Genomic DNA, 25315 nt, shown 5'->3' on the forward strand with positions numbered 1-25315 from the left:
GTCTCACTCATGCCTAACTTCCGCACCCTGTCTAATACTATGAAAAACTGAGGCGACAACTATCCTGACACAGGGGGGTACTAATGCTTGTAGACCTTCAATGTTGTTAGAAAATGCAGCGTTAATTTGGTCTTCGCGTAAAACAGAAACCGCAACCGGCACTTCATTTAAGCTTTCTACACGCTTTTGTGAGGTAACGGTTATTTTTTCGAGCCCTTTAGGCTCAGCAGGTTCTGCTTCTTGTGCGCTGGCAGCAAAGCCAATGGTCATACAAGTACCAATGGCTAATGCCCGAGTAATACTTGAATGTAGTGTGCTAGGTCTTAGTAACATGGTGTTCTCCACGAATTCTTTTTTATGGGTTTAGTCCAGTTATATTTGCCGTGTGTCCGACGGTCTTCTCTTCAATTTCGCTTACGTTGTAGTTAACGCGTAATGCCTGTTTATCTTTTTGTCTTGCTCATTTGTCTTATATAAGACAGAAGATAGTCAAAATTTAACCAAAAAGTAAATCAATTGGAATCTTTTTGTTAATTAAGTGTTTGGTGGATGCAAAGTCAGTTTGAATTTGATTTGTTTTGGTTAAGTGTATGTTATTTATGGGGTTAAGTTTGTTAGTGGTGGATTTTGTTAGTTCGTAAATAGTCGTTATATGTTTTATTTATACAAGTTTATAACAATAAGGCTGCTGGTTTGTCTTGCATTAGACCGGTAAATTTAGGGGGTGTAGAGGCATAAAAGTAGGGTGGGCCAAATTTAATACGTAATTTGGTTAATGTGCTTTTAATGCTATCCCTAAAGTGTCACAGTTATGTGAGCATAATTATTGATTTAACTAGGAATATCAAAATGTATGGAAGGAAGTTAGGTATGGGTGTTAGTAAAAGTATTTTGTTTAAAGGCCTATGTATTGTGTTATGCATAGGTAGTGCGACAGGCAGTTATGCAGAGAATAGAATTGATACTCAACGCTCTGATGCACCAGCACTTTCAGCCTATGGCGAGTATGCTATTGGGGTTCGCAAGCTTGAGGTGGTCAACCCTAAGCAGATTGATATTCTTGCTCTTGATGCTACTAAGGCTAAGCCAAACCCACTTCCTACTTATGACCGCCCACTAACCCTAGAGGTTTGGTATCCGGCAGAGCAGGGTAGTACTGGCAATACAGTGTTAAACGCATTTATTCGCGATGGCAAACAGCAGGTTGAATTGCATGGTAAAGCGGTAAGAGATGCTGCGCCTTTAGAAACGAAAAAAGCCTTTCCATTAGTATTGGTATCTCATGGATATCCCGGTAACCGTTTTTTATTAGCGCATTTAGCGGAAAATATCGCTTCTAAAGGCTATGTAGTGGTATCGATTGACCACACCGACTCTACCTATCGTACACAAGCGGCCTTTGCATCTACGTTAGTGAATCGCTCTGTCGATCAGTTATTCGTGCTATCGCAAATTGAAACCATGGCAAAAGAGGAAGGTTCATTCTTATACCAATTAGCCGATGCCAGTAACACAGGTATTATTGGCTATTCTATGGGGGGATATGGTGCGGTAATTAACGCGGGTGCTGGCATTACCGAACAAGCGGTAAATAGCAAGCTGAGTGCGCCCTTTGGTACCTTGGCTCGCCATCAAACTGGTATTAGAGACAAGGTCGACTCTCGTGTCAAAACGATTATTGGTTTTGCGCCTTGGGGTATGAATTACCGTATGTTTAATTTAGACAGTGTGGCTATTCCTATGATGCTGGTGGCAGGTTCACAAGATGATGTGTCAGGGTATAAAAAAGGCGTGCGAGCCATTTGGGAAGGTGCAAAAAACGTAGATCGCACCTTGCTAACCTACGACAACGCAAACCACAATGCAGGTGCAGTTATGCCAGCGCCTGAAGAGTCTTTTGTATTTGATGAAGCACTAGGTTTTGATGTGAGTTCACACTATATCGACGCGGTATGGAATAACGCACGCATGAACAATATTGCACAGCACTTTGTTACCGCATGGTTAGGTAAATACCTTAAAAACGATAGTGGAATGCAAGCTTATTTAGACCTAGTACCAGTATCAAATGACGGCGTGTGGGCCATGGATGAAGATGGAAAACCGAAGGCAGAACATACTTATTGGGAAGGCTTCCCTCATCGCACTGCAAAAGGCTTGAGATTAGAGCAACTGCCAGCGGGGCAATAGTACCCTCGAAGTTTATACGGCGGCTCTTGCGTAGCCACGTGAAAAATTAACAATAAAAAAAGCGGCGTAGAGGTTTATTTCTACGCCGCTTTTATTTTTTTAGTTAGTGCTTTTAACTATGACTTCTAAACTATAACTTCTAACCTATTACCTCTAAATACGGCCTTCAGGCGTAAAGGATTAGAAGGTGTAGCGCGCACCGAAAGTGTAGCGAGGACCATATTGACGAGCAAATAAGAACTGCTCTTCAAAACGTCCGTAACCTTGTTCAGTTTCATCGTTAATGTTTACGCCTTCAAGGAACACGGTTAGGTTTTCGTTCACATCGTAGTTTACGCTGGCATCAACCTGTCCATAAGTATCGAACTGGGTTGCTGGGTTATCTGCAGAGCCTTGGTCTTGACCAATACCAACTATGTAGTCAGAACGCCATGCATACGTCACCTTCACAGATAAGCCTTCTTTTTCATAAAACACTTGGAAGTTAGCTGAATCACTAATACCCACAAGCGGATTTTGCTCAGAGCTTAAGTCGTAAGGGTCATACTTCACATCGCCATCTACTAAGGTTGCGTTTGCACCTACACCAAAGCCAGTATCACCAAATGTATGTTGAACCGCGAGTTCAATACCCTCTACCGTTCGTGTATCGCTTAGGTTACGAGGTTTGGTTACACGCCATGTAATTAAGGGGTCATCTGCGTTAGGAGTTACTACGCCATCGGCATCTGCATAGCCGTTATCTACAAAGTATCCATAGATAGCACTGTCAGTTGCTTGCACGCCTGCTGCTTCTAACGCTGATACTGCTTCGTTCCAACGAGGACCTTGATAAATATCGTTCAAGCCTTCGAAGGTTTCTTCAGATGCTGAATACGAAATATAGTTTTTAACTGACTTTCTAAATAAACCGACAGACGCGTAACTGGCTTCGTCGTAGTACCATTCAAAAGAAAGGTCTAAGTTAGTTGATTCGTAAGGTAACAAGCTTGTATTGCCTTCTGTTGCCGTACGAGAACCAATTTTAGGGCTTCCGCTGAATGAACGGCCACCTTGTAGTAGACCGATAGGCGCACGAGTAATCGATTTACCCCATGAGAAACGGGCTACTACGTCGTCGGTGACGTCTACTTTAATATCCAACATCGGTAGCAATACATCGTACTCACCCGTAAAGTCTTGAAGCTGTAAGTCAGCCTCAAATTGGGTTATCCATTCTGACGCTGCTACCCAGTTAACTTGAGTTGGCACGCGAACTTCTGCGGCACTAGGTACTTCCGTTTCTTCATAGCGCAGGCCAGCGTTTACTTGAACATAGTAATCGCTAACTTCGAATTCCCACTCTGATTGTACATAAATAGAGTCGGTGGTCTCTTCAACATTACTCACTGACGGATCGCCACTGAAATAAGGGTCAATCGAGTAAGCGTTACTTTCACCTACCACGTCAGCGGTAAGGTAAGCTAGCTGACGAGCAACGGCTTCATCAAAGTCAAACGTGTAATAGTACCCAGGATTCATGCTAGCGCCGCCACCAGAGAATGCGTCTAGGAAGCCGCTGGTGTCGTTTCTGACGAACATATCGTCTGGGAATATTTCAGTGTAAGAAGGGCTGAAGCCCGGCCCGCCACGCAAGCCACTCCATGCGGTAAATCCTGTTAAGGTTTGCTCAGTTCGTGCATAACCAAAATCAATTTTTACCAATGGAATATCAAAGGCTGAGTTGAACCAGGTTCCGTCTAACTGAAGCTGCTCGATGTCAGAGCGGCCTGGAGAATAGATGAACTGGCTGAAGTTAGAATCAATTTCACCTGGGTTAATTTCGTTCGTGCCGTTATTCCAGTTAACAAAAACTTGTGGAATTTCACCTTCACGGTAGTCATATACCTTAGAGATAAGTTGATCAGAACCCAAAATAACTTGGCCTGCACTACCTAACCCTTCATCGTAGCCATTGTCGGTTTCATTGTACGAATCATGGTAATCAAGAGTGAAAAACCAGTCGTCATTCAATTCCCAATCTAAATTTACACCTAAAGAGCGTGCATCAACCCGTGTTGTATTTCTGCTTGCAGTAAATGAAGCATCGTCGCCGCTAATATCAGCATAAACGGCGGTTCCATTGGCATCTAACTCGTAAGCATTGATGTTAGAGCCAAAGTTATTCCATATACCCCAGCCAACCGTATTTGTGCCAGTTGTGGCGCGAGTAGCGGTGTAATCAACAGTAGCAGTGAAATTATCTACAGGGCGGAATTGAAAGGTAACTTGACCATTTGAGCGTTCGCGCTGTATATCATTAATGCTGTAGTTCATATCTTTTGGAAAGAAGGCAGCATCAGTGATATTGGTACGATTATCGATAACGTTAGCAGCATCTAAATCTGGTAAATCTGCGTTTTCTTGCAACACCCAACCTTGAACACTGGCAGCCTGTTGTTGGAAATCACGTTCTTGATGAGAAAAAGACACCCCAAAACCAAACATATCGTCAGCGAAGGTGTTGCTGTAGACCCCAGCAATTTCTGGTGTTACATCATCGCCTTCAACATTAGAGGTGTCGTAAATGCCCTTCGCCGAAAACGAGGCTTGTTGACCAGGGCGAGAAAGAGGCTTCATGGTAATGATATTTACCGTAGCACCTAACCCACCACTTGGGTTTTCAGCACGGGCTGTCTTGTGTAGCTCAAGAGTACTCACCCCTTCAGATGACAAGTTCTCTAAGTTAAATGAACGGGTGAAGCCGGTACCTGGCATTTGACGACCGTTAAGTGTCACCAAGTTAAATTCTGGGCCAAAACCACGAACGGTAATTTGGCTACCTTCACCGTTAGAACGGCTGATAGTCACACCGGTAATGCGCTGTAACGATTCCGCAAGGTTAGTATCTGGAAACTTACCTAATTCTTCTGCCGAGATGGCATCTACAACGCCGCTTGAGCTGCGTTTTACGTCCATTGAACGAATCATACTGCCGCGAATACCGCTAACCTGAATAACTTCAACTTCACTTGGTACGCTATTGTCAGAGGCCGCAGCTTCTGACGTTTGCGTTTCTGGTCTTTCTACTTCTTGCGCAGAAGTAGAAAATGCCAAAGTTGAACCCAACAACAAAGCCATTGATGTGGCGAGCTGGGTCTTTTTAAATGTTGTATTTTTCATAATTGACCTACTAAATCTTTATCAATTTATTGCTGCCGCTTGAGTGTGCAAGCGGCAGAAGCTTTGTTATTGCGCTGCAATTTCAGCATTATCTATACGGTATACCGCACCTTCACCGGCGCCCCACGCTGGGAACACCATCACAACATCGATAGCGCTGATGTCTAGCCCAGCGTCATACAAGGTTTGAAGTGGAAAGGTGTAGGTCTGCCATTCGCCAGTAATTGGATCTGCGCCTTCAAGGCTCTCTGAAATAGCAAGCTCAACGGCGGTTGAGGTATCGCCTGATTCAATCTTAAAGAGCCAAGGTGCTGATGCATCGTTAGGCGCCGAGCTTACTTTCATTTCGAAGCGCACTACGCCTGTTGAAAGCAATGAAGAGGCATCAAAATAAACATCGTCGTCGGCAAGAAAGCCCATTACGGTAGGTGTCGCACCAATACGGAATTCTGCCACTGTGCCGTGGTCGGCATCATCCACTTCTTCTGTGGGTGTAGAGCCGCCGCAGCAATCCCAAATTGACCATTGGTCAGCCGCTGTATCAGCGAATATAGTTAATTCGGTTGCAGCAGGGGTGTCGCCATCTGGGTGGTAAAACTTAACATTATCTAAGCGATATACCGCGCCTTCACCTGCTGCCCAAGTTGGAAATACCATAATCACATCAATGGCACTTAGGTCTAGGCCAGCAGCTTGTAGGTCAGCAATAGGAAAGGTATAGGTTTGCCATTCACCAGCAGTTGGCGCTTGTCCTTCAACGCTGTCAGAGATAGGTAACTCAACCGCAGTGGCACCGTCGCTAGACTCAACTTTAAATAACCAGCTGGCACTTGCGTCGTTTGGCATGCTAACAACGCGCATATCGAATTGCAGTAAACCGCCATCTGCTAAGGCAGAAGCATCAAATGGCGTGTCGCCACCGCCTGACGCTGAACGGGTGATAAAGCCCATAACAGTAGGTTCTGCGCCAATACGAAACTCGGCTGTTAAACCATGTTCTTCATTATCGATTTCTTCTGTAGGAGTTGAACCGCCACAGCAATCCCACATCGGCCAGTCTGGATTCATTTCATCTTCGAATATCACCAACTCTGGGTACGCAGACTCTTGCGAAATTTCAACATTGTTTACACGGTATACCGCACCTTCACCGGCACCCCATGCTGGGAATATCATGATGACATCAATAGCGCTGGTGTCTAAACCGGCATCAGCTAAAGCACTTAATGGAAACTCATATGACTCCCATACGCCTTGCTCAGGTGTATCGCCAGCGGTATCAGCAGGACCGACATAGCCAGTCATTAAAGGTAGCTCGACGGCGGTAGAGCCTTCACTACTTTCAATCTTAAACAACCAAGTAGCAGTGGTGTCGTTAGGGGCTGACATCATCTTCAGGTCGAATTTTACGCTACCGTTTTCTTCCATAGGCGAGGCATCGAAGGGTGATGCTTGACCTGCTGGCTCGGTAATAAATAACTCGCGACTAATAAAGCCCATGACAGTAGGTTCTGCACCAATGCTGAATTCATATACCTGACCTTCAGCGCTATCTTCTACTAACGCAGGTGTTGAACCACCGCAGCAATCCCATACTGGCCAATTAGGGTTGGTGGTACCGTCAAAAATAGTCAGGTTTTCTGCAATACCTGTTGAAGGTGGTGATGGAATTGGAGCGGCACCTTCTACAAGCGCATCGTCAAGTGAGTCGTAGCCTGGACGAACCGTTTCACAGCCAGCACCGGTATCTGGGTTTGAGGCACATTCATAAACCCGAACATAGTCGATATCAAAGCGCTGGCCATTTTCAAATGCTTCTGCATCAATGCCCGTTTCGTTGACCGCTTCAGGCCACTCTCCACCTACCGCTAAGTTTAGAATTAAGTAAAACTCTTGGTCATATGGTGCGTTATCCCAATGGGTAACTAGCTCACCCGTACCTTGTTCGAAGTATTCGGTGTACCAACCACGATGTGACAAGCCAGTGGCTTCGCCATTACTGTTGTAACGTACTTCAGAACGACGCTGGGTGGCATACAAGTAGTCGTCCATATACCAACGAATTTCACCTTCTTGCCACTCTATCGCGTAGGTATGAAAGTCATCTGCTGGGTTAGCGCCATCAGGCAATGAATAAGCTTGGCCTGAACTGTCGTTGTTTGGCCATTCTTGACCATAATGTAATGTGCCGTAGATATGCGCTTCAGGGTTGCCATCTGCATCTGCTGCTTTAAGGTTAACCGCTTCAAAAATATCGATTTCACCCGAACGCGGCCAGCCACCATACACTTCGTCAGTAGGCATCATCCAAAAAGCTGGCCAACTGCCTTGACCCGATGGCATTTTGGCGCGCATTTCAATGCGGCCGTATTTAAAATCTGCTTTGTAACGAGTAATTAAACGGGCTGATGTATAAGGCTTTTGTGCACCCTCTTCAGCGGGTAATGCAACAATGCTCAATGCACCATCACTAACGAATGCGTTTTCCTCGCTGTCGGTATAGCACTGAGCTTCATTATTGCCACCACCATCGCAGTTAACTTCACGTGTCCAGTTGTTATCGTCAATGGTCGCATTTTCGAATTCGTCGCTCCACACTAGTTCCCAGCCTGTTGCAGGGGCGCTAGTGTCAACGGCGTCTATATCCGTAGAAGTGGTTGCTCCACCACCACAGCCAATCAAAGTTGTGACCGTTAACGCGGCAGCAATCCGAGAAAGTTGAGTTACATTTTTAGTCATTATCTTCAGCCCTAATGCTAAGTAAATGGTTATCTAAAACGCCGCGTTGACCACGTCGAGTTATGCTTTGTAAGCGCTTCCATTTAAAGTTGTTATTTTTCTGTTTGAAAGCGCTTACATAAGATTAATGCACGTTAATTGAAAGATCAACAACACTCTTTGATATTTTTAACATTTGGTTTACTTGATGTGGGTGTGTTTACGTGAGGAGTGATTTTAACTTTATGTTATATATGAGTTTTATTTGGTGTGAAGCAAAATCACAGCAATTAGTACAAAAAATTAACCTTGTATTCAGGCGAATAAAAATAAAATGTTAATTGTTTAGTCGAAAGGTTTTTGGCAAAAACTGCTTAGAAATATTGCATCAGAAAACGTGTAGGTTAGCTGCTTCGATTAAAGCCTCTATTGTTTTGTTAGTAAGCTTTCACGAGTGACGGAAAGCGGGCCGCTACGGTATTTTGCATCGTAATAATCATCATCACAAACTGATGTCGCGCCCGCGGGAGCGACAAGGCGGTAAAACGAAGGAGACGCATGGTTATTAGGCAATAGCATCAGTTCAGGGTGCTCGATAAAAATCATGGGATTAATTGAGCTAAGGGCTTGATAGGCGGCAAGCTGACATAGGCGTTCGGCGGAACTGGATTCTATTTGACGAAGTGAGCTCTGAATAAGTTCTTGTATATCCTCTAATACAGACTCTAATCGCCAATGCTCACCGGTATATCGCGCTGATGGGCTTATGAATGCGTGACTAAAGGCTGGGTGTTGATTGAGTTTTTGTAATATCATTTTGGCTTCGCTAAATAGGTCAAACCTGCCTACCGTTACATAGGTTAATGCTGCACTATGATTGCGATGAAATTGAATAGACTCAGGTGCTATGGGTAAATGCTTCATCACTTCAAAAATAGAGCGAGAATGCCTGAATATACCAATTTGAATTTCATATTTGTGGAGGGTATCTGGGTTTGAAACAGGCTCAACGGTTGCAGAATGGTATGCAAGGTTTTCGCTAGATGAAGATGCTTCTCGCGCAAGCAAAATATCATCTATAAAAACAGAATCGCCTTGTGCTAGGGCGGTAAATGAAAGCGTACTGGTTTGAATCGTTAAGCCTTTCTGAATGAGGTAATCCTTATCTATTTCAATGCGATACTCACCAGGGGGAATAGCGTTAACATAGAAATAGCCATCGCTCTCTGTTCGCGTTTTAACGACGATTTGTTCAGTATTATCGATAAGTGCTATGTCAACATAACCCGCTCCACGGCTAGACGAATCACCGATTACGTAAATAGTGCCCTCAACATCATTAAAGGTATGTACTGGGAATTGAGTTTTATTAACCCCGCCGGCGTGGGTCAGTATTTGTACTTTGCCAGAGGCTGGCAACATATATGGGTCAGGAAGCGAATCTGGTTTTAAGGTGAGGTTTTGTACTCTGGCCCCAGTATTGAGCCTAACCATTCCATTTGCATCGGTACTTTTATCACGCCATAGTGAGCTTCCCGTAAACGTAACGCCTTCTATAGGCATTTCGTTAGGGTCTTTACGTAAATTTCTATTATCGTCTAGGTAGGCAAATGCATCTATGCGTCCAGCGGTGGCCCCCGCTGAGCGTTCAAAATTCAAACTTTGCGTATACGGGTTAACATTCGTATTGCCGGTTAAGGAAAGGTTTACTGACCAATCTCCGCCCTCCATTACGCTGGCTGCCAACCCAATATTTAACGACTCAAAGCGCCAGTTGTGTTGGTGTCTAATTTCCAAGACATTGTCAGTATCTCTTCTATAACGTATGCGAGTTTCTCGATGTTGGGTGAGCGATTGTGGCCACCGCATCGACACATAGAAATTGTCGGTTGAAAAGCGATCTGAAGGAATAAAGTTCCAAGCACTAGAAAGGTTCCATCCATTAACGTCTTTGGCGTAATACAATCGGCCAGTGACCGCATCGCTACTATTGTTAGAGACGCTGACCCCTGAAGCAAAAGTCCCCCCCAGAAAGTTGTCATTTAAATTCACGTTAAAAGCACTTTGGGGTTCATCGAATTCATAGGCTCGGTGGGTCATACTGGCGTTCCAACCAAAGCGCCCAAACCACTCAGTTTTACCGTTCAAACGTAACGAGGAAATGTGCTTAATATCCTCGCCTTGTGAGTATGCATCGCTATAAAAATTGTTAAAGTAACGGGTAGAAAAGTTCAAGTTGAGGTTATTGCTGAACCTGCCGTTCCAACCTAAAAACATACCATAACCACCCGTATCCTTATCTGACACCTCAAATTTGAGTGCCGAGCCGAAAAGTTGGGTATTGATACCGGCTGTGACATACGAGGCAATTTCATCTTCCAGCCAAAGACGTTGAACGCTAGCAGATAATGTTGCGCTATCCGTGAGGCCATAGCCGAGCCGGGCGACAGTGGCTTTTCCTATTCCTGTGGTAGATACTTGACCATCCAGTAAGCGAAATTGATTGTCGGTAAGCCCAAATAAAAAATCGAATTTTCCCTGCCTTAGCTGGTTATTACCCACATTGACGGTTTTAGTTCGAACCTCTTGCTGACCTTCAGGCCCATATAGCTTCAACTCGAATAAGTTTGCGCCATAGAAGGTTTCTATATCTTCGAAAAGTACCTTATTCTCCTCGTTACTGAATTGCTCATCGATAAATTGTCCATTTCTGAAAAGTTGTATCCGCCAGCCGGGTAATACGAACTCTTCAATACTAGTGCTTGAAAAACTGCGCCGCTGCCGTGTATCCCCATTATGTACAATCAAGCCGAGTGACTGTCCAGAGCGTGTAACCAGTTCATCTCTTTGCAGCTGTATATCGCCAAACTCATAGGCAAAGTTGTCTAAGGCGTTATCAGAACCTTGGTAGTTTTCGTTTAAGGTTTTGCCAAATCGCAGGTAATGGACACTGGTGTCATCAACTCTGCTCACACGTAGGTTTGCTGAATGATATAAGAAATCGAACCCTGCGTTTATATTGGCTGAAAAACGATTATCGCTGGTCGCACTATCTTGTTTTGATAGGCGGTAGGTAACCAGTGGCGAAGTGAAGAACTGATATTGATCTTCAACCACTTTACTTACAGGCACTACGCTAGGCTTAAAGTGTAGCTGCGGATTATCAGCGCTTACGTTTGAAGATGAATTTAGGGGAAGACGGCCAGTGAGGTTGAGCTGAAGCAACGTATAATTAAACGTTTGTTCAATCTGCAATAAAGCCGCAATCATGCGTGTATCGATATAGATATCAAAATCATCGGCTGCCCAAAGAAACGTATCAGGCGGCGTATTACTAAGAGTAGGCAAGGCTTGATTGAATGCATAGTTGAAGCTGCAGAAATCGTCATTACCTTGAGATTGTATAATTCCTTGAGTCATTGATATTTCCCAGTCTAGGGAAAGCGCGTCAGCGAACAGAGATGCGGGAACTAGGTATCGTTCACCAACAGGGTAAACGTCAAAGCCATCCCATAGGGGACGACCGTTAAGGCGTAATACACTGATTAATAATTGGTCTTCGTCCAATGCCACCCGAGCCGTTGAAGAAATGGGAGGACAGGGTTCCGCCCAAGAGACGAACACCGTAAGACACAAGAATATGAAGGATAGTATCCTCATGACACGTTAGCAGGCTGCTATTTTATAACGTGTTCAATAGATAGCGCTATATCGCCACCAAATTTATCAATTTCAGTAAACCGAATAACAACGGGCCCTTTTTTGGCGTTTTGCAAGGGAATCAGTACTTTTCGACGTTCAAGAGGGCGATAGACTGCTACGTTATTCAGTACACCGATCTCTTCCCCATTCGCATCCTCTATTATGAAGTTCCCGAATAGCGAACGATTGCCTGAACGTTTTAGCCAAACTTGTACGTGTGGCTTCCCGTTATAAATAATGGTGGAAGGATTCACCATTGAAGCTTCAGCGGTAATGCGTCCATGACGCACTATAATCGGAATATTGTATGCAAGTTTGCTGGCAAGGTTTACATTCCCGTTTGTACCAGGCGCTATTTCTGTTACTAAGCGAAGATTAGCGCGGTACTCGCCATCAGCAAGTCCAGCAGGCTTTCGTAACGCGAAGCGCAGCGCTTGACGCTCTCCGGGTAGAATATTGCCGCGTTTTGGAGAATATCTAATAAACGTTGATGCTGTAAGCGGGTCTTCTGTGACCGCGTACACTAATCCCTCCTCAGTCATCGCATTAATAGATAACTCTGCTTGGTAAGACATTGGCGTTGAGCTTGTGTTACGTATTTGGATAGAGTCTGAGCGAGATTTTGAATCAAAATAAATGCGAAATTTAGATAGCGAAACATCTGCATTAGCCACACTGGAAAAAAATAGAGCAACAGAGATAACAAGAAAAATAGAAAGGCGAATGGGTGTTAACAGCCGTATCAGTATCATATTTACTTCTGATTTCGAGTATAGAAAAGAATAGGCGAACGCAGCTCGCTCGCCTCGAACGATTACTGGAACGTAACGTCAACTATATAGTTAGCTGTATAAGAGTCGCCTGGCGATAACGCCGAGTCCACAGTCATGTCACCATATACATCGATAGTAAGATCTGTACCTGATGCGTCTGTAGTAACCGCAGTCAATGTGCCGTCTGCGATATTGTCGTGTGTTGCCACAGCTGAATTGATGTCGTAGTTCGCTTCAAAAGTCACATTGGTGCCAGATGCACCTGTCACTGTTACATTCACAGGAACATTCGAAGCTAAGCCTGATACCGTAATTAGACCAATAGCAATGTTAGCATTAGAAACATCGCAATCGCCCGATACTAAGCCCGCATCATTCATGGTACACACAGAGCCTACCGTCGGTTGCATTGCACCGAAGTGAAGCGTAGCAGTCTCTGCAATAGTGGCATCGGACATCGCGTCTACATTCGCTTGAAATGTTTCACTTGCTGCAAGTGTTGACGCAGAGATAGTAGAAAGTAGCGCTATTGTCATTATTCTTTTTTCATTTTGTTTCCTCTCATACCTTTAGTCGGGGCTGTCTAACGAAATAGATTACAATTGTTCTAAAATCAGTGAGTTGCTTTGAAGTTATTATTCGAACCCAATTGACAGCGAAAATATATAACCACAGTCTTTACCCTTTTAAAAGGCGTTAAACCTCATGCTTACTTATTGAATTTAATAACTATTATCGAGATGAAAAAAAGCAGATGTTCAACGTATTGATTATGTTTAAGTTTTTTTTAAGGTACTTTTTAAAGTTGTACTTTTGTATACAAGCATAAATTTTAAAATTTTCAATATTTTTTAAAAAAATTTTATTTGTGTGGGGTAGAGAGACGTTTTTAGTATTTTATTACGCACTTGAATGCTGACGGAAATTTATTATTGTGTTGTTGAGCGGACTTTAAACTGCATGTTTTTTTAACAAGTATCGTGTTTTCAAGGATGCGGTTTATAATTTCAGTATGCAGTGGACATGCTATTAAAGGAGTAACAAATAATGCACCATCATTCTCACGGTCATGCTCACGGACATAGCCATGCAGAAACTGATAGCACCCGTATAGGCTGGGCATTCTGGCTAAACTTCTGCTTTACCATCATAGAGTTTATCGGTGGGTGGTTAACTAACAGTGTTGCCATTATGGCCGATGCGGTGCACGATTTAGGTGATACCTTGTCTATTGGCCTTGCATGGTGCTTAAGTAAATTGGGTAATAAATCGGCTACCGACAAATACTCATATGGTTTTAAGCGATTGAGCCTCTTGGGCGCTATGATCAACGGGCTCATTCTTGTTGCAGGCTCAGCGTGGGTTTTATCAGAAGCTATTCCTCGGTTGGCGAACCCTGAAATGCCGATGACAGAGGGCATGATGGGCTTGGCAATAATGGGCATTTGCGTGAACGGATTTGCGGCTTATAAGTTAAGTGGCGGCCATTCAATGAATGAAAAGGTGCTCAACTGGCACCTTATTGAAGACACTATGGGCTGGGTAGCAGTACTCATTGTAGCTATCGTTTTACATTTTGTAGATTGGCCTATTCTCGACCCAATCCTATCTATTCTATTTACCCTATTTATCTTATTCAACGTGCTGAGATACGTAGTGCAAACCATGAAATTGTTTTTGCAAGGGTCGCCTGATGATACCCAGAAGCAGGCTATTTCTGATGTCTTGTTAAGCATTGAGCATGTTGAAGAGCTACATCATGTTCACTTTTGGTCTCTTGATGGCGAACAGCATGTGCTAACAGCGCACGTGGTAATTAATTGCAGCATTGATAACACTAAACTTCTGTCTCTAAAGCAAGAGGTGTCACATCGGTTAGCGCCGTTTAATTTGGCTCATACCACTATCGAATTTGAATTGCCTGGGGAGCCCTGTCGGGATGAAAGTGACAATTTACATGTTCATCCGCATCACCATGAACATGTTCATCTTAAATAACAAAGGCGGCCAAGGCCGCCTGTTTGTATTATGGGTGTGCTAAGCGTTTTAACCCTAGTTCGTATCTGGCACGCCACCACTTAAGGCTTATGCCGATGGCGACAAAGCAGGTGCTCCATAGCCCTACCAACGAGGGAATAAAGGCGTTGCTAATACCGCCCACGAAACCTACTGGTGAGAACATCAGGTACAAAGTAACAATTAAGCCAACCAGTATAATTGCGCAAGGAATAGCGTAGCGCCACGGTGTCATATCCACCTCTGCTTTAGGTACAAAGCGCCATGGCTTCGCCATAGGGTAGAAGTGACCGATGGCCAACATAATACCTAGCTCGATAGCAAATAAAATAGCGTAAATATGAATAAAGTTAATCTCTACTTGCCACACAAATTTCAATAAAGCGTAGGCAATTACGTGGAAGATAATGGCGACTTTGGCAGCAAGGGCAGGCACATTTTTAGTAAATAAACCAACTAGTACAATGGTAATAACGGGAATGTTATAAAAACCAGTAAAGATACGGATGATTTGCCACAACCCTTCTGGCGCCAGCATTAACAGCGGCGCAGTAATGAAAGACACCACAGCAATAACTAAACTGGTAATTTTGGCTACACGGATAAGCTGAGAATCACTCACCTTATCTTTCTTAAAGGGTTTGTATACGTCTAAACAAAACAGCGTGGCCGCACTATTTAATAGTGAGTTAAATGAGCTAAAAACCGCCCCTAATAATACGGCTAAGAAAAAACCAGACAAGTATTGTGGTAGCACTTCTTTCACTAAGTGGGGGTAAGCCAAGTCGATAGTTTGCAGGTTTTCATTTTGGTACAAGTGATACGCAATAACCCCGGGTAACATCATCATAAAGGGCACGAGTACTTTAAAGTATCCCGAAAACAACACGCCCTTTTGACCTTCAATTAAGTTCTTAGCACCAAGTGTGCGTTGAATCACGTATTGATTGGTACCCCAATAAAACAGGTTGGCCAATATCATACCGGTAAAAATAGTCCCGAAGGGCACGGGGTCATCCGCCCCACCTATGGCATTAAGCTTTTCAGTTTCGGTTGTTGCAATAGTGGTTAGGCCGGCCGCGAAGCTACCATCACCCAATGCAATTAAGCCTAAAATAGGCACCAATAACCCAACAATAAGAAGGCCCACACCGTTAATGGTATCTGACACTGCCACTGCTTTTAAACCGCCGAATATGGCGTACAAGGCACCGATACTGCCCACCATAATAATGGTGACAATAAGGCTGGCTTCATAACTTAAATTCAATAACCCAGGCACATCGAACAACCGAAGAACGGCAATAGAGCCTGAATAGAGCACTGAGGGAATAGTAATTAAGGTGTAACCCACCATAAATAACACCACGGTCATTCTTCTTACGTTATCGTCGAAACGGTCACGTAAAAATTCGGGTAGGGTGGAGAAGGCGCCCGCTAAATAGCGGGGCAAAAATATCAGCGCCATGATAATGGTAGAAATACCGGCGGTAACTTCCCATGCCATAGCACTTAAATTGTACCCAAACGCAGAGCCGTTAAGCCCAATAAGCTGCTCTGCAGACAGGTTGGTTAAGATCATCGAGCCCGCAATGAAGGTGCCGGTTAACCCCCGACCTGCTAAAAAATAGCCGTCTTGGGTATTCACTTCGCCTTTCGTTTTCATGTACGAAATAATGGCGACCACGGCCATAAAGGCCATGCAGGTCAGTAAGGTAAGCGTCACATTCATGCTAATACTCCGACGACTATTACGGCCACATAGTGGTAGCAGACATATCCATTTCGGTATGTTCTACCTCAGGGCCTAAAACCACTTGCTCACCTTTGCGAACAAATACCGCCAGCTCATTCAAACCTAGGATTTGCTCGTAGTACTTACCGCCTTGGTAAGTGTCTTCGTCGGTAGGTGAAGTGCTAGCAGCATTAAAACGAACCCAATCACCTTCTGGTAAATAGAACTTCACTTTACCGCCAGGCACAATACAAGGCACCACTAACAAGCTTTCGCCGCACATGAATTGTTGCTCAAACTGGCTAGCAAGTGGGTCGTTAGGGAAAGCGAGTGCCATAGAACGCTGCACTGGTAAGCCGGTTTCACTGGCTTGTTGCGTAGCTTTTTCTAAATAAGGCAGTAAGCGGTAACGCAGCTTTAGCGCATTAAAGACAGCATCAGACGCTGCTTCACCGTATGACCAAGGTTCGCGAGGGCCAATGCCATGCAGGCGCATGTGAGCAGAGAATACTGATGCCTGTGCCCAGCGAACGTAGAGTTCAGCGTCGCGGGTATCTTTATAGAACCCGCCTATGTCGGTGGCGAAGAATGGACCACCCGACATGCCCCAAGATAAGCTACCGCGGATACTCGCAGCTAGACCATGCCAGTCTGCTTGAGGATCGCCGCCCCACTGGGCAGGAAAACGTTGGCTGCCGGTCCATGCTGAACGACTGAACAGAAATGGCCCGGTTTTACAGTATTTCTCAGCCGCTTCGTACACGCAGCGGTTATACAGCATGCTGTATACGTTATGCAGGCGGTCACCTGAGTCACCACTGTAAGAGAGCATGTTGTCATCTTCTAACTGCTCACCAAAGTCGGCTTTAATCATATCAACACCCAATTCGAACAGAGGCTTGTGTGATTCTTTCCAAAATTCGTAAGCGTCAGGGTGGGTGAAATCTAAAATACCTGAATCAGGTAGTGGCGTAAGTACTTCACCGAAGGGGCTTAAATCCCATTCGTAGCGATAAGCTTCGCCCGTGCGTTTGTCTTTAATTAACCAGCCTTTTTCAGCGGCCTTTGCGTACAGTGGATTTTTCACTGAAATCATGGGGTATTCCCATACGCAAATTTTAAAGTCCATTGCTTTTAGTTCATCAAGAACCGGCTTAGGATCGGCATAGCGAGTTGGGTCCCATTCAAATGCAAAACGGGTATCGGTGTCTTGCCACGCTCGGCCATCTAGCGTAATGACGTCGCAAGGCATGTTCTTTTCACGCACTTCGCGGGCAACAGCTAATAGCTCTTGTGAGTCTTTATAGTAGGCCTTGGAAAGAATAACGCCTAGGCTCCACTTTGGTGGAACAGGGGCAAAGCCGGTTAAGCTACTGTAAGTATGAATACTTTTCGCCGGGCTATCACAATGATACAAGAACATATCTAGCAAGGTGTCTTCTACCACGCAAACGTATGCCCGCTGCGACCAAGGCGCATAGCCCACACCGTGCGTAACCGGCGTTGGCGTGTGAACAAAAAGGTTCCAGCCTTCAGGGCTCCAAGCGTAAGGGGTATTTTTATAAGACTTTTCCGTGTTTACGCCAAGTGCATCATGATTATATGAACGAACCAACTGGCCGCGTTTATCTAGCTTGCCCCACTTTTCACCTAAGCCGTATATGGATTCATCGTCGCCAAGTTCTAGGCAAACAATCCAGCCCGCATCGGTTTTCGCGAAAGGCGGTAGGCGATGTTGGCGCACAAAGTGACCGTCGGTAGCCGATTCTTGTACTACAATATCGTTTCGATAAAGTTTGAAATGAAGTGGAGCAGAAAAAAGCGCTAAACGATAGTCTCCTGCATTAACGGTGCAGTGTTGCTCATCGCCTGTGAAAACCAGTTGCTGAGTATCTGGCGTAGTAATAAGCATGCCATAGTCAAAGCCATCATCTAACGTGGCATTTTCTCCACCTTACTGAATACGTAGGCCGAATTGGCTGATAGAAAATAGTAAACTGCCATATTGGGTAGGCACCGCTAGGTGATGATCGTCTTTCAGATAAGGGCTCGCGGTAATGTCTGCCGCCTTTATGCTGTTCCAGTCTGGCTCGGTTACCGAAAATGCATTACTCATATCACTTCACTCTTCGTGTCTTATATAAGACATAAGTTAATGAAATGTAACTTGGCTGTCAACGAGCAATTACACTTTTCAGTGCAAAATATTACAAGTGTGGGTTGTATGAGAAACGGCGAATGGCGTTATTGCTATCAGTTGATGCTTCTAGCCTGTGTTTAGTTAAACACGTGGGGCACGTTTTGAAGAATCAAGGTTAGCCCACTAAGCGCTAATGTACTAATGGCCAGTAATCTTACCACGCTTGGTTCAACTCGCGCAGCTAGTAGCCTACCAATGCGCGTAAAGATTAAGATCAGGGGGATAGCAAAGAGGGTAGATACAACCGTAGTATGATCGGGCAGTGTCCCAAAAGGTACCATGGCTAAACGGATAAGCGCGGTAACACTAAAGATTGCAAGCAGGGTATATCGCACTTCGTGCACAGACCAATTCTGGCGATAACACTGAAATACAACAGGTGGCCCAAAAGTAGAAAATAACCCGCCTAATATGCCGCCCAATGCACCAGACACCAAAAAGCCCCACCCTTTGCCTGAGGCAGCAGATTGGCTTCTTTTCACAATAAGTAGCAAACAGCAGGTTAATATTGCCAGCCCAAGCAGAATATTTAACCAAATCGACAATCCAGCGGAAAGGTATTCAAGCAGAGCATAGCCTACTGCGATAAAAGGTATGCCACCAATCAACACAAGCGTGAAGGCTTTGCGGTGGATAAGGTGAACATTCTTCAAGACAATACTGGTTGAGTTAACTAACCCTAAAGCGCTAATTAAAAAAGTGGTGGCGGTAAGGGGAAGTAAATTAAACAAGGTAAAACTAGATACCACCATTAACCCAAAGCCAAACCCACTTAAGGTTTGCAGTACAGTAGCAAAGCCCAATAGAATGAACATAGGGACTAGGGTTTCAAGTAACATTTTGCATCTACACCTGTAGTTGAGTGTGATTTACATCAAAAATGCGCTATAACTCTTGTGTATGATATAACAACAAAAATTAAGCATTAGGTTAGGGTTTCATGTCTTCATCTCAGTTCGACCACAAACTAAGTGGTCCCAGTCTTGCGTTCCAACCGCTCTATCAGCAAGTTGCCGAGTATATAAAGCAGCTCATTGTGGAGCGCCGGTGGCAGCCTGGTGAAATGTTGCCAAGCGAGTTCAGACTAGCTGATGAATTTAACGTTAGCCAAGGCACAGTTCGTAAAGCGTTAACCTTGCTTACCGACACGAAAATTGTAACACGTCGCCAGGGTGTAGGTACCTTCGTTTCCGAGCATACTGCACAAGATGCCCTGTTTCGATTTTTCCCGTTGCAAGCTGATGGCAAGGGGGCAGACCTACCCAAAGCCGAGCTGCTTGGCATAGAACTCATATCCCCAGATAAAAACGTACAAACCGCGCTAAATCTATCCGGTAAAGAGCGAGTGACAAAACTTGAACGTCGCCGCATTTTAGATAACGAGTTTTGTATGCTGGAAACGATTTTCCTGCCTGCTAAATACTTTGCCGGTATGCACGAACGCAAAGATATTCCACATACCTTATACCATTTTTACCAAACAGATTTTAATCAAACCGTCTTTAAAACCCGAGACGGTATTAAAGCGGTACTGGCCTCAGATAACGATGCCAAGCTACTACAAATAAAGGCCGGCGAGCCGTTGTTGCTGGTAACACGGGTGACAGAGTCTATAGACGGTAAACTGATTGAATATCGCGAAAGCAAATGTAGGAGCGATCACTATCATTACCAAGTAGAGCTCGATTAAATCAGGGCTAGCAACCCTTCTACTCGCTTAGCGCACAACCTTTTTAAATCGCCACACTCTGTACATATTGCTGCTACTTTTAATGCAGCTCCTATCAGCATTCTACGCTTTAATAGCGATGCCTTTAAAACCAGGGACCTTTAAAGTTATACCTACAAAATAAGGGCTTCGGTAGACCGTCATTCAATAACGTCACTTCGTTATAAACACAAAAACCACTTCGCGAGTATCAAAAAGTGAGTGCCCAATTTATTTTGTTAACACTTTGTTGACATGGCATGCGTCCTATAATAACTTATGTCTTATACAAGACTAAAGTCTTTTTTATTAAACAGGATTAAAGATATGAACGCGTTAGAGAAAATTCCTGAGGTTGGGTTTGGTTTCTGGAAGGTAGATACCGCCATTTGTGCTGATACAGCATACGAGGCCATAAAGGCAGGCTATCGTCATTTAGACTGTGCCGCTGATTATGGTAATGAAAAAGAAGTGGGCGAAGGTATTCAGCGTGCTATTAAAGATGGTCTTTGTACCCGTGAAGAGCTTTGGATCACATCTAAGCTTTGGAATACCTTCCACGCGCCAGAGCATGTGCCGCTAGCACTTGAAAAAACATTGAGCGATTTACAGCTAGATTATATCGACTTGTACCTTATTCATTTCCCAATAGCGCAAAAGTTTGTACCTATTGAAACTCGTTATCCACCAGAGTGGTTTTACGATACTACGCAAGAGAACCCAACGATGGAGTTGGCGCCTGTTCCACTTTATAAAACATGGGAAGCCATGGAAAGTTTGGTAGATAGCAAAAAAGTAAGCCGTATTGGTGTGTGTAATTACAACACTGGGCTACTTCACGACCTAATGAGCTATGCCCGTATCAAGCCTGCCATGTTGCAAATTGAGTCACACCCTTACCTAACACAAGAACGATTGATTCGTTTAGCGAAAGACTACGACATGAACGTTACTGCGTTCTCGCCACTTGGTGCACTGTCTTATCTTGAGCTAGAAATGGCGGATAAAACGGAGTCGGTACTAGAGCAAGACGTCGTGAAAAAAGCAGCTACGGCTCATGGAAGAACACCTGCACAAGTGGTACTTCGCTGGGGCGTACAACGTGGCAATGCCATTATCCCTAAAACGTCGAAGCCTGAAAGAATGCGTGAGAACTTAGCGTTGTTTGATTTTGAACTTACCGACGAAGAAATGCAGGCTATTTGTGCGCTTAACATGAATCGACGTTTTAACGATCCGGGGCACTTCTGTGAAGCAGCCTTTAATCGTTTCCACCCTATTTACGACTAGGAGAGTACTATGAGCAACGCAATCGAATATGCCAATGTGCCAACCCAACACCGCTATAACGGTCAAGTCTTCCCGCAAATTGTGGTGAATAACGATGGCTGTAAAACCGTTGAAGAAACGGTGATGTTTATTCAACAAAATCAGGCTGAGCTAGAAGCACAACTCGCCATATCGGGGGCGTTGTTGTTTAGAGGGTTTCCTTTAAACTCTGCGGAAACCTTTGATATTTTTTCAGCCGGTTTTGGTTATGCAAACTTCACCTACAAAGAGTCGCTATCTAATGCAGTTCGCATTAATTTCACAGAACGGGTTTTTACTGCAAACGAAGCGCCTAAAGATGTAGAAATTTTCTTACATCACGAAATGGCACAAACGCCAATTTCACCTAGCAAAGTATTCTTTTACTGCCAGTCAGCAGCCGACGAGGGTGGTGCGACACCCTTATGCCGTTCAGATAAATTGTTTGAAGCATTAAAGGCTGAAAACCCAACGCTTGCTAGCGATTTTGCTGAAAAAGGCTTGAAGTACACTACCACCATGCCTGCTGCCGATGATGCTAATTCTGGTCAAGGCCGCAGCTGGAAAAGCACGTTAAGTGTAAAAAGTACAGCAGAAGGCGAAGCCAAATTAAAAGAGCTCGGCTACAGCTGGGAATGGTTGGAAGATGGTAGCTTACGCGCCGTTACTCCTGAGTTACCCGCGGTTATTGATTTAGGCGATGGTTCACATTCATTTTATAACCAATTAATCGCGGCTTACATGGGGTGGAAAGGTGTGCGTGAAAATCCATCTTCAGCCATCACCTTTGGCGATGGCTCTGCTATTCCAAAAGAAGGGTTAGAGCGAATTGCTGAATTGTCGCAGCAGTTTACTTTCGACCTCGAGTGGCAAGACGGTGATGTTGCCTTGGTTGATAACTATCGTGCGATGCATGGCCGCCGTCCCTTCTCGGGTGAAAGAAAGCGCCAAGTGTTAGTGGCACTTGTTGCTGCTGAGCGTTAATTGTTATGACCGAGTTTGCCGCAAAGTGTAAATCGATTTGGCCTGGTTTTGGTATTGCTACAATAACCGGTATGGCAGCGCTTTTTTTAAGTGAGCATTATGGCGCCCCTGCCATGTTGTTCGCGCTGTTACTGGGTATGGCAATCTCATTTTTGTATCAGGCCGATGGGGTGTGCAAATGCGGCATTGATTTCACTGCCAGCACGCTATTGCGTGCCGGTGTAGTGCTGCTTGGTTTGCGCATTGCTTTGGACGACTTAGTCGTACTCGGTTGGCAAACTGCGGCAATGCTTGCCTTTGCTATTTTCTCAACCATAGTGTTGGGCGTGGTAATGGCAAAAAGCGTAGGAATGCAGAAACGCTTTGGCGCACTAACTGGCGGCTCGGTAGCCATTTGTGGCGCCTCTGCGGCATTAGCGATTTCTACTATTCTGCCTGCTGGCAAAAACCATGAACGAGATACTTTGCTCACGGTGATTGGTGTAACGGCCATGTCGACTATCGCTATGATTGTTTACCCGATTATCGCAGGTCAGCTAAACATGAACGATACCGAAGCGGGTATTTTCCTAGGCGGTACTATTCATGATGTGGCCCAAGTGGTAGGGGCCGGTTATTCGGTATCTGAAGATGCCGGCGATATGGCTACGCTCACTAAACTCGTGCGAGTTGCCATGTTATTGCCTGTTGTTATGATCATGATGGTGATAGTAAAACGTGCACACAGCAGCGTGCAGGATCTCGATGGCGAGATGCCTAAACTACCCGTGTTCTTAGTGGGTTTTGTGGCTCTTATGCTATTAAATAGTTTTGTTACCCTACCTGAAGTGGTTATCGATTCAGGTTCACAGATATCACGCTTTTTCCTTGTGGTATCAATTACTGCCATCGGTATGAAATCAAACTTAGGTAAATTGGCTGAAGTGGGCATGTTACCTATTGTACTTATTGTGACTGAAACCCTGTGGATAGCTTTGCTTATTTTAGGTTATCTGTTTTTGAACTAGTTCTTGAGTTAGCTTTTTTAAGTTAGTTTTTCGTCAAAAATGCACTCGTAAAGGAGGCAATGCGTGCCTATCTCAAACAAATCTAAGCAGGGTGTGAGCACGCATTCTGAATCATCAGACCAACAGCCTTTAGTAAACAAAACCGGTATACATGCCCTTTACGCCGAAAATCCTATCGCCGCCGACGAACAGGTATTTGGCAGAAAAACCGATGGCCTTACACGCCGTGGTTTTCTATCAGGATTTAAAACCCTCTCATTATTACTAGGCGCAGAAATTGTTTATGGCCGTTTTATGCCAGCAGGGCTTATTCCCGCAGCATTAGCACAGACAGAAACGCCCTTTAGCATTGAAGGTAAAGACGGGTTAGTGGTATTAAACGACAGGCCTATTAACGCCGAAACACCCGCGCATTTACTTGACGATAAGATTACGCCAGCGTCGAAATTATTTGTGCGAAACAACGGGATTGTACCTGAAATAACGCCTAAAGATTTTGATGAAAATGCGTGGACACTCACTATTGAAGGGGAGTCGGCAGCAACATCACGCACTTTCACGTTAAGTGAGCTTAAAGCCAATTTTAAACACTACACCTATCAATTAACGCTTGAGTGTGGCGGTAATGGTAGAGCTGAATTTTCGCCTGCGGCCAGCGGAAATCAATGGACTACCGGCGCGGTAGGCTGCCCGTCATGGACGGGAGTACGTTTAAAAGACGTACTTAACGCAGTAGGTATCAAAGATGATGCTGTCTACATTGGTTACTACGGTGAAGACTTGCATTTGAGTCGAACGCCGGGCAAAGCAGCTATCTCTCGTGGCGTACCTATTGGCAAAGCGCTAGAAGATGAATCGTTAATTGCTTTTGAAATGAATGGCGAACCGTTACCGCTTATGAACGGCTTCCCTATGCGGTTAATGTTTGGCGGTTGGCCTGCTTCCACATCGGGTAAGTGGCTGTCTAAAATTGTTATTCGCGATCGGGTACACGATGGCGCGAAAATGGGCGGCAATGCCTATCGTGTGCCGTGCAAACCAGTCGCACCAGGCACGAGTGTGCCAGAAGACGAAATGTGTATTATTGAAGCCATGCCGGTGAAATCCTTGATTACCCACCCCAAGTCCGGTGCCGAGCACAACAAGGGCAAAGCGTTGGCAGTACGCGGGCATGCATGGAGCGGCGAAGCTTCAATAGCCAAGGTGTTCACCTCAATTGATTTTGGGCAAACTTGGCAACAAAGTACTTTGTCGAAGCCAGTTAATAGGCATGCTTGGCAGCACTTTAATTCAGAAATTAACTTCAAGCAGGCTGGCTACTATGAAATTTGGGCGCGAGCTGAAGATGCAAATGGCCGTTCTCAGCCAATGGTGTTACCTGGTTGGAACCCCAAAGGTTACTTAAACAATGCGTGTCATCGCATTGCAGTAAAGGTAGTGTAGCCAATGAGCAGGCAGAGAAGCGCGCTAATGCTATCGGTGTTATGTGCTACATCACTAGTAACGCTAGCTAACGAACATAAGCTCAACCCCGCGACAGGGCTTGTTGATGCTACGGGGCATAATATGGTGGCTGCACACTGTACTGCCTGTCATTCCGCTAAGCTTATTTCGCAAAATCAAATGAGCCGCGAACGTTGGCTTGAAACTATTCGCTGGATGCAAAGCACACAAAAGTTATGGCCCTTAGGTGAGGCTGAACCTGTCATCTTAGATTACCTTACGACGTGGTATGGGCCCAAAATCCAAAGTCGACGTGCACCTATTCCAGCTCATCTAATGCCACAAGGATCAGACTAGTTTCATCGCGGC

15 protein-coding genes and 2 pseudogenes are annotated in these 25315 nt (G+C 44.7%); 8 read left to right on the top strand and 9 right to left on the bottom strand.

Annotation, left to right across the window (positions count from 1 at the left end):
• Positions 1-75: 75 nt before the first annotated feature.
• Positions 76-333: pseudogene (locus tag J5X92_RS15220) on the bottom strand (TonB-dependent receptor); the annotation flags it as partial.
• Between the two features lie 537 nt (positions 334-870).
• On the opposite strand from J5X92_RS15220, the gene J5X92_RS15225 reads away from it, so the two are divergent.
• Positions 871-2190, top strand: coding sequence for a dienelactone hydrolase (locus J5X92_RS15225; RefSeq protein WP_126873864.1), 1320 nt, complete (start codon positions 871-873; stop codon positions 2188-2190).
• A 180-nt stretch (positions 2191-2370) separates the two neighbouring features.
• Here the strand turns inward: J5X92_RS15225 and J5X92_RS15230 are convergent, their stop codons facing one another.
• From J5X92_RS15230 to J5X92_RS15250, 5 genes are all read right to left on the bottom strand, one after another.
• Complete coding sequence (locus J5X92_RS15230) at positions 2371-5352, bottom strand: TonB-dependent receptor (protein ID WP_126873863.1); 2982 nt, start codon at positions 5350-5352, stop codon at positions 2371-2373.
• Positions 5353-5418: 66 nt separating this feature from the next.
• On the bottom strand, positions 5419-8091 hold the full coding sequence (locus tag J5X92_RS15235; protein WP_126873862.1) for a glycoside hydrolase family 16 protein: 2673 nt from the start codon (positions 8089-8091) through the stop codon (positions 5419-5421).
• A gap of 405 nt (positions 8092-8496) precedes the next feature.
• Positions 8497-11637 (bottom strand): carboxypeptidase-like regulatory domain-containing protein, encoded by a 3141-nt coding sequence (locus J5X92_RS15240; RefSeq protein WP_208806045.1) that lies wholly within the window; start codon positions 11635-11637, stop codon positions 8497-8499.
• 110 nt (positions 11638-11747) lie between these two features.
• A complete protein-coding gene (locus tag J5X92_RS15245; protein ID WP_013786428.1) occupies positions 11748-12524 on the bottom strand; it encodes a fimbria/pilus periplasmic chaperone in 777 nt (258 codons plus the stop codon).
• A 62-nt stretch (positions 12525-12586) separates the two neighbouring features.
• On the bottom strand, positions 12587-13081 hold the full coding sequence (locus J5X92_RS15250; protein WP_208806046.1) for a hypothetical protein: 495 nt from the start codon (positions 13079-13081) through the stop codon (positions 12587-12589).
• Between the two features lie 511 nt (positions 13082-13592).
• Here J5X92_RS15250 and J5X92_RS15255 point away from each other — a divergent pair.
• Entirely contained in the window at positions 13593-14543 is a 951-nt protein-coding gene (locus J5X92_RS15255; RefSeq protein WP_013786426.1) for a cation diffusion facilitator family transporter, read from the top strand.
• A 28-nt stretch (positions 14544-14571) separates the two neighbouring features.
• Here the strand turns inward: J5X92_RS15255 and J5X92_RS15260 are convergent, their stop codons facing one another.
• The 3 genes and pseudogenes from J5X92_RS15260 to J5X92_RS15270 all read right to left on the bottom strand — a co-directional run bounded on the left by J5X92_RS15260 (position 14572) and on the right by J5X92_RS15270 (position 19335).
• Positions 14572-16293 carry a solute:sodium symporter family transporter gene (locus tag J5X92_RS15260; protein WP_126873858.1) on the bottom strand — a complete coding sequence of 574 codons (1722 nt, stop codon included), beginning with the start codon at positions 16291-16293 and terminating at the stop codon, positions 14572-14574.
• Positions 16294-16312: 19 nt separating this feature from the next.
• Positions 16313-18412 (bottom strand): annotated as a pseudogene (locus J5X92_RS15265) (alpha-xylosidase).
• Positions 18413-18573: 161 nt separating this feature from the next.
• Positions 18574-19335 (bottom strand): sulfite exporter TauE/SafE family protein, encoded by a 762-nt coding sequence (locus J5X92_RS15270; RefSeq protein WP_126873857.1) that lies wholly within the window; start codon positions 19333-19335, stop codon positions 18574-18576.
• Between the two features lie 101 nt (positions 19336-19436).
• Between J5X92_RS15270 and J5X92_RS15275 the strand changes: the two genes are divergently transcribed.
• From J5X92_RS15275 to J5X92_RS15300, 6 genes are all read left to right on the top strand, one after another.
• The gene (locus tag J5X92_RS15275; RefSeq protein WP_013786422.1) at positions 19437-20186 is read left to right on the top strand and encodes a GntR family transcriptional regulator; all 750 of its coding nucleotides are present in this window, start codon (positions 19437-19439) and stop codon (positions 20184-20186) included.
• Positions 20187-20531: 345 nt separating this feature from the next.
• Positions 20532-21494: an aldo/keto reductase gene (locus J5X92_RS15280; RefSeq protein WP_126873856.1), complete on the top strand. Its 963-nt coding sequence runs from the start codon at positions 20532-20534 to the stop codon at positions 21492-21494.
• 9 nt (positions 21495-21503) lie between these two features.
• On the top strand, positions 21504-22496 hold the full coding sequence (locus J5X92_RS15285; RefSeq protein WP_126873855.1) for a TauD/TfdA family dioxygenase: 993 nt from the start codon (positions 21504-21506) through the stop codon (positions 22494-22496).
• A 5-nt stretch (positions 22497-22501) separates the two neighbouring features.
• A complete protein-coding gene (locus J5X92_RS15290) occupies positions 22502-23503 on the top strand; it encodes a putative sulfate exporter family transporter (protein ID WP_126873854.1) in 1002 nt (333 codons plus the stop codon).
• 63 nt (positions 23504-23566) lie between these two features.
• Entirely contained in the window at positions 23567-24946 is a 1380-nt protein-coding gene (locus J5X92_RS15295; protein WP_126873853.1) for a sulfite oxidase, read from the top strand.
• Positions 24947-24949: 3 nt separating this feature from the next.
• Complete coding sequence (locus J5X92_RS15300) at positions 24950-25303, top strand: hypothetical protein (RefSeq protein WP_126873852.1); 354 nt, start codon at positions 24950-24952, stop codon at positions 25301-25303.
• Positions 25304-25315 lie beyond the last annotated feature (12 nt).

This window comes from Alteromonas sp. K632G, assembly GCF_017653625.1.
Classification (GTDB): domain Bacteria; phylum Pseudomonadota; class Gammaproteobacteria; order Enterobacterales; family Alteromonadaceae; genus Alteromonas; species Alteromonas naphthalenivorans.

What these genes read in the sequence shown, in the direction of transcription:
- J5X92_RS15225 (WP_126873864.1), top strand. Translation starts at nt 871, where the DNA reads ATGGGTGTTAGTAAAAGTATTTTGTTTAAAGGCCTATGTATTGTGTTA.
- J5X92_RS15230 (WP_126873863.1), bottom strand. Translation starts at nt 5,352, where the DNA reads ATGAAAAATACAACATTTAAAAAGACCCAGCTCGCCACATCAATGGCT.
- J5X92_RS15235 (WP_126873862.1), bottom strand. Translation starts at nt 8,091, where the DNA reads ATGACTAAAAATGTAACTCAACTTTCTCGGATTGCTGCCGCGTTAACG.
- J5X92_RS15245 (WP_013786428.1), bottom strand. Translation starts at nt 12,524, where the DNA reads ATGATACTGATACGGCTGTTAACACCCATTCGCCTTTCTATTTTTCTT.
- J5X92_RS15250 (WP_208806046.1), bottom strand. Translation starts at nt 13,081, where the DNA reads ATGACAATAGCGCTACTTTCTACTATCTCTGCGTCAACACTTGCAGCA.
- J5X92_RS15255 (WP_013786426.1), top strand. Translation starts at nt 13,593, where the DNA reads ATGCACCATCATTCTCACGGTCATGCTCACGGACATAGCCATGCAGAA.
- J5X92_RS15260 (WP_126873858.1), bottom strand. Translation starts at nt 16,293, where the DNA reads ATGAATGTGACGCTTACCTTACTGACCTGCATGGCCTTTATGGCCGTG.
- J5X92_RS15270 (WP_126873857.1), bottom strand. Translation starts at nt 19,335, where the DNA reads ATGTTACTTGAAACCCTAGTCCCTATGTTCATTCTATTGGGCTTTGCT.
- J5X92_RS15275 (WP_013786422.1), top strand. Translation starts at nt 19,437, where the DNA reads ATGTCTTCATCTCAGTTCGACCACAAACTAAGTGGTCCCAGTCTTGCG.
- J5X92_RS15280 (WP_126873856.1), top strand. Translation starts at nt 20,532, where the DNA reads ATGAACGCGTTAGAGAAAATTCCTGAGGTTGGGTTTGGTTTCTGGAAG.
- J5X92_RS15285 (WP_126873855.1), top strand. Translation starts at nt 21,504, where the DNA reads ATGAGCAACGCAATCGAATATGCCAATGTGCCAACCCAACACCGCTAT.
- J5X92_RS15290 (WP_126873854.1), top strand. Translation starts at nt 22,502, where the DNA reads ATGACCGAGTTTGCCGCAAAGTGTAAATCGATTTGGCCTGGTTTTGGT.
- J5X92_RS15300 (WP_126873852.1), top strand. Translation starts at nt 24,950, where the DNA reads ATGAGCAGGCAGAGAAGCGCGCTAATGCTATCGGTGTTATGTGCTACA.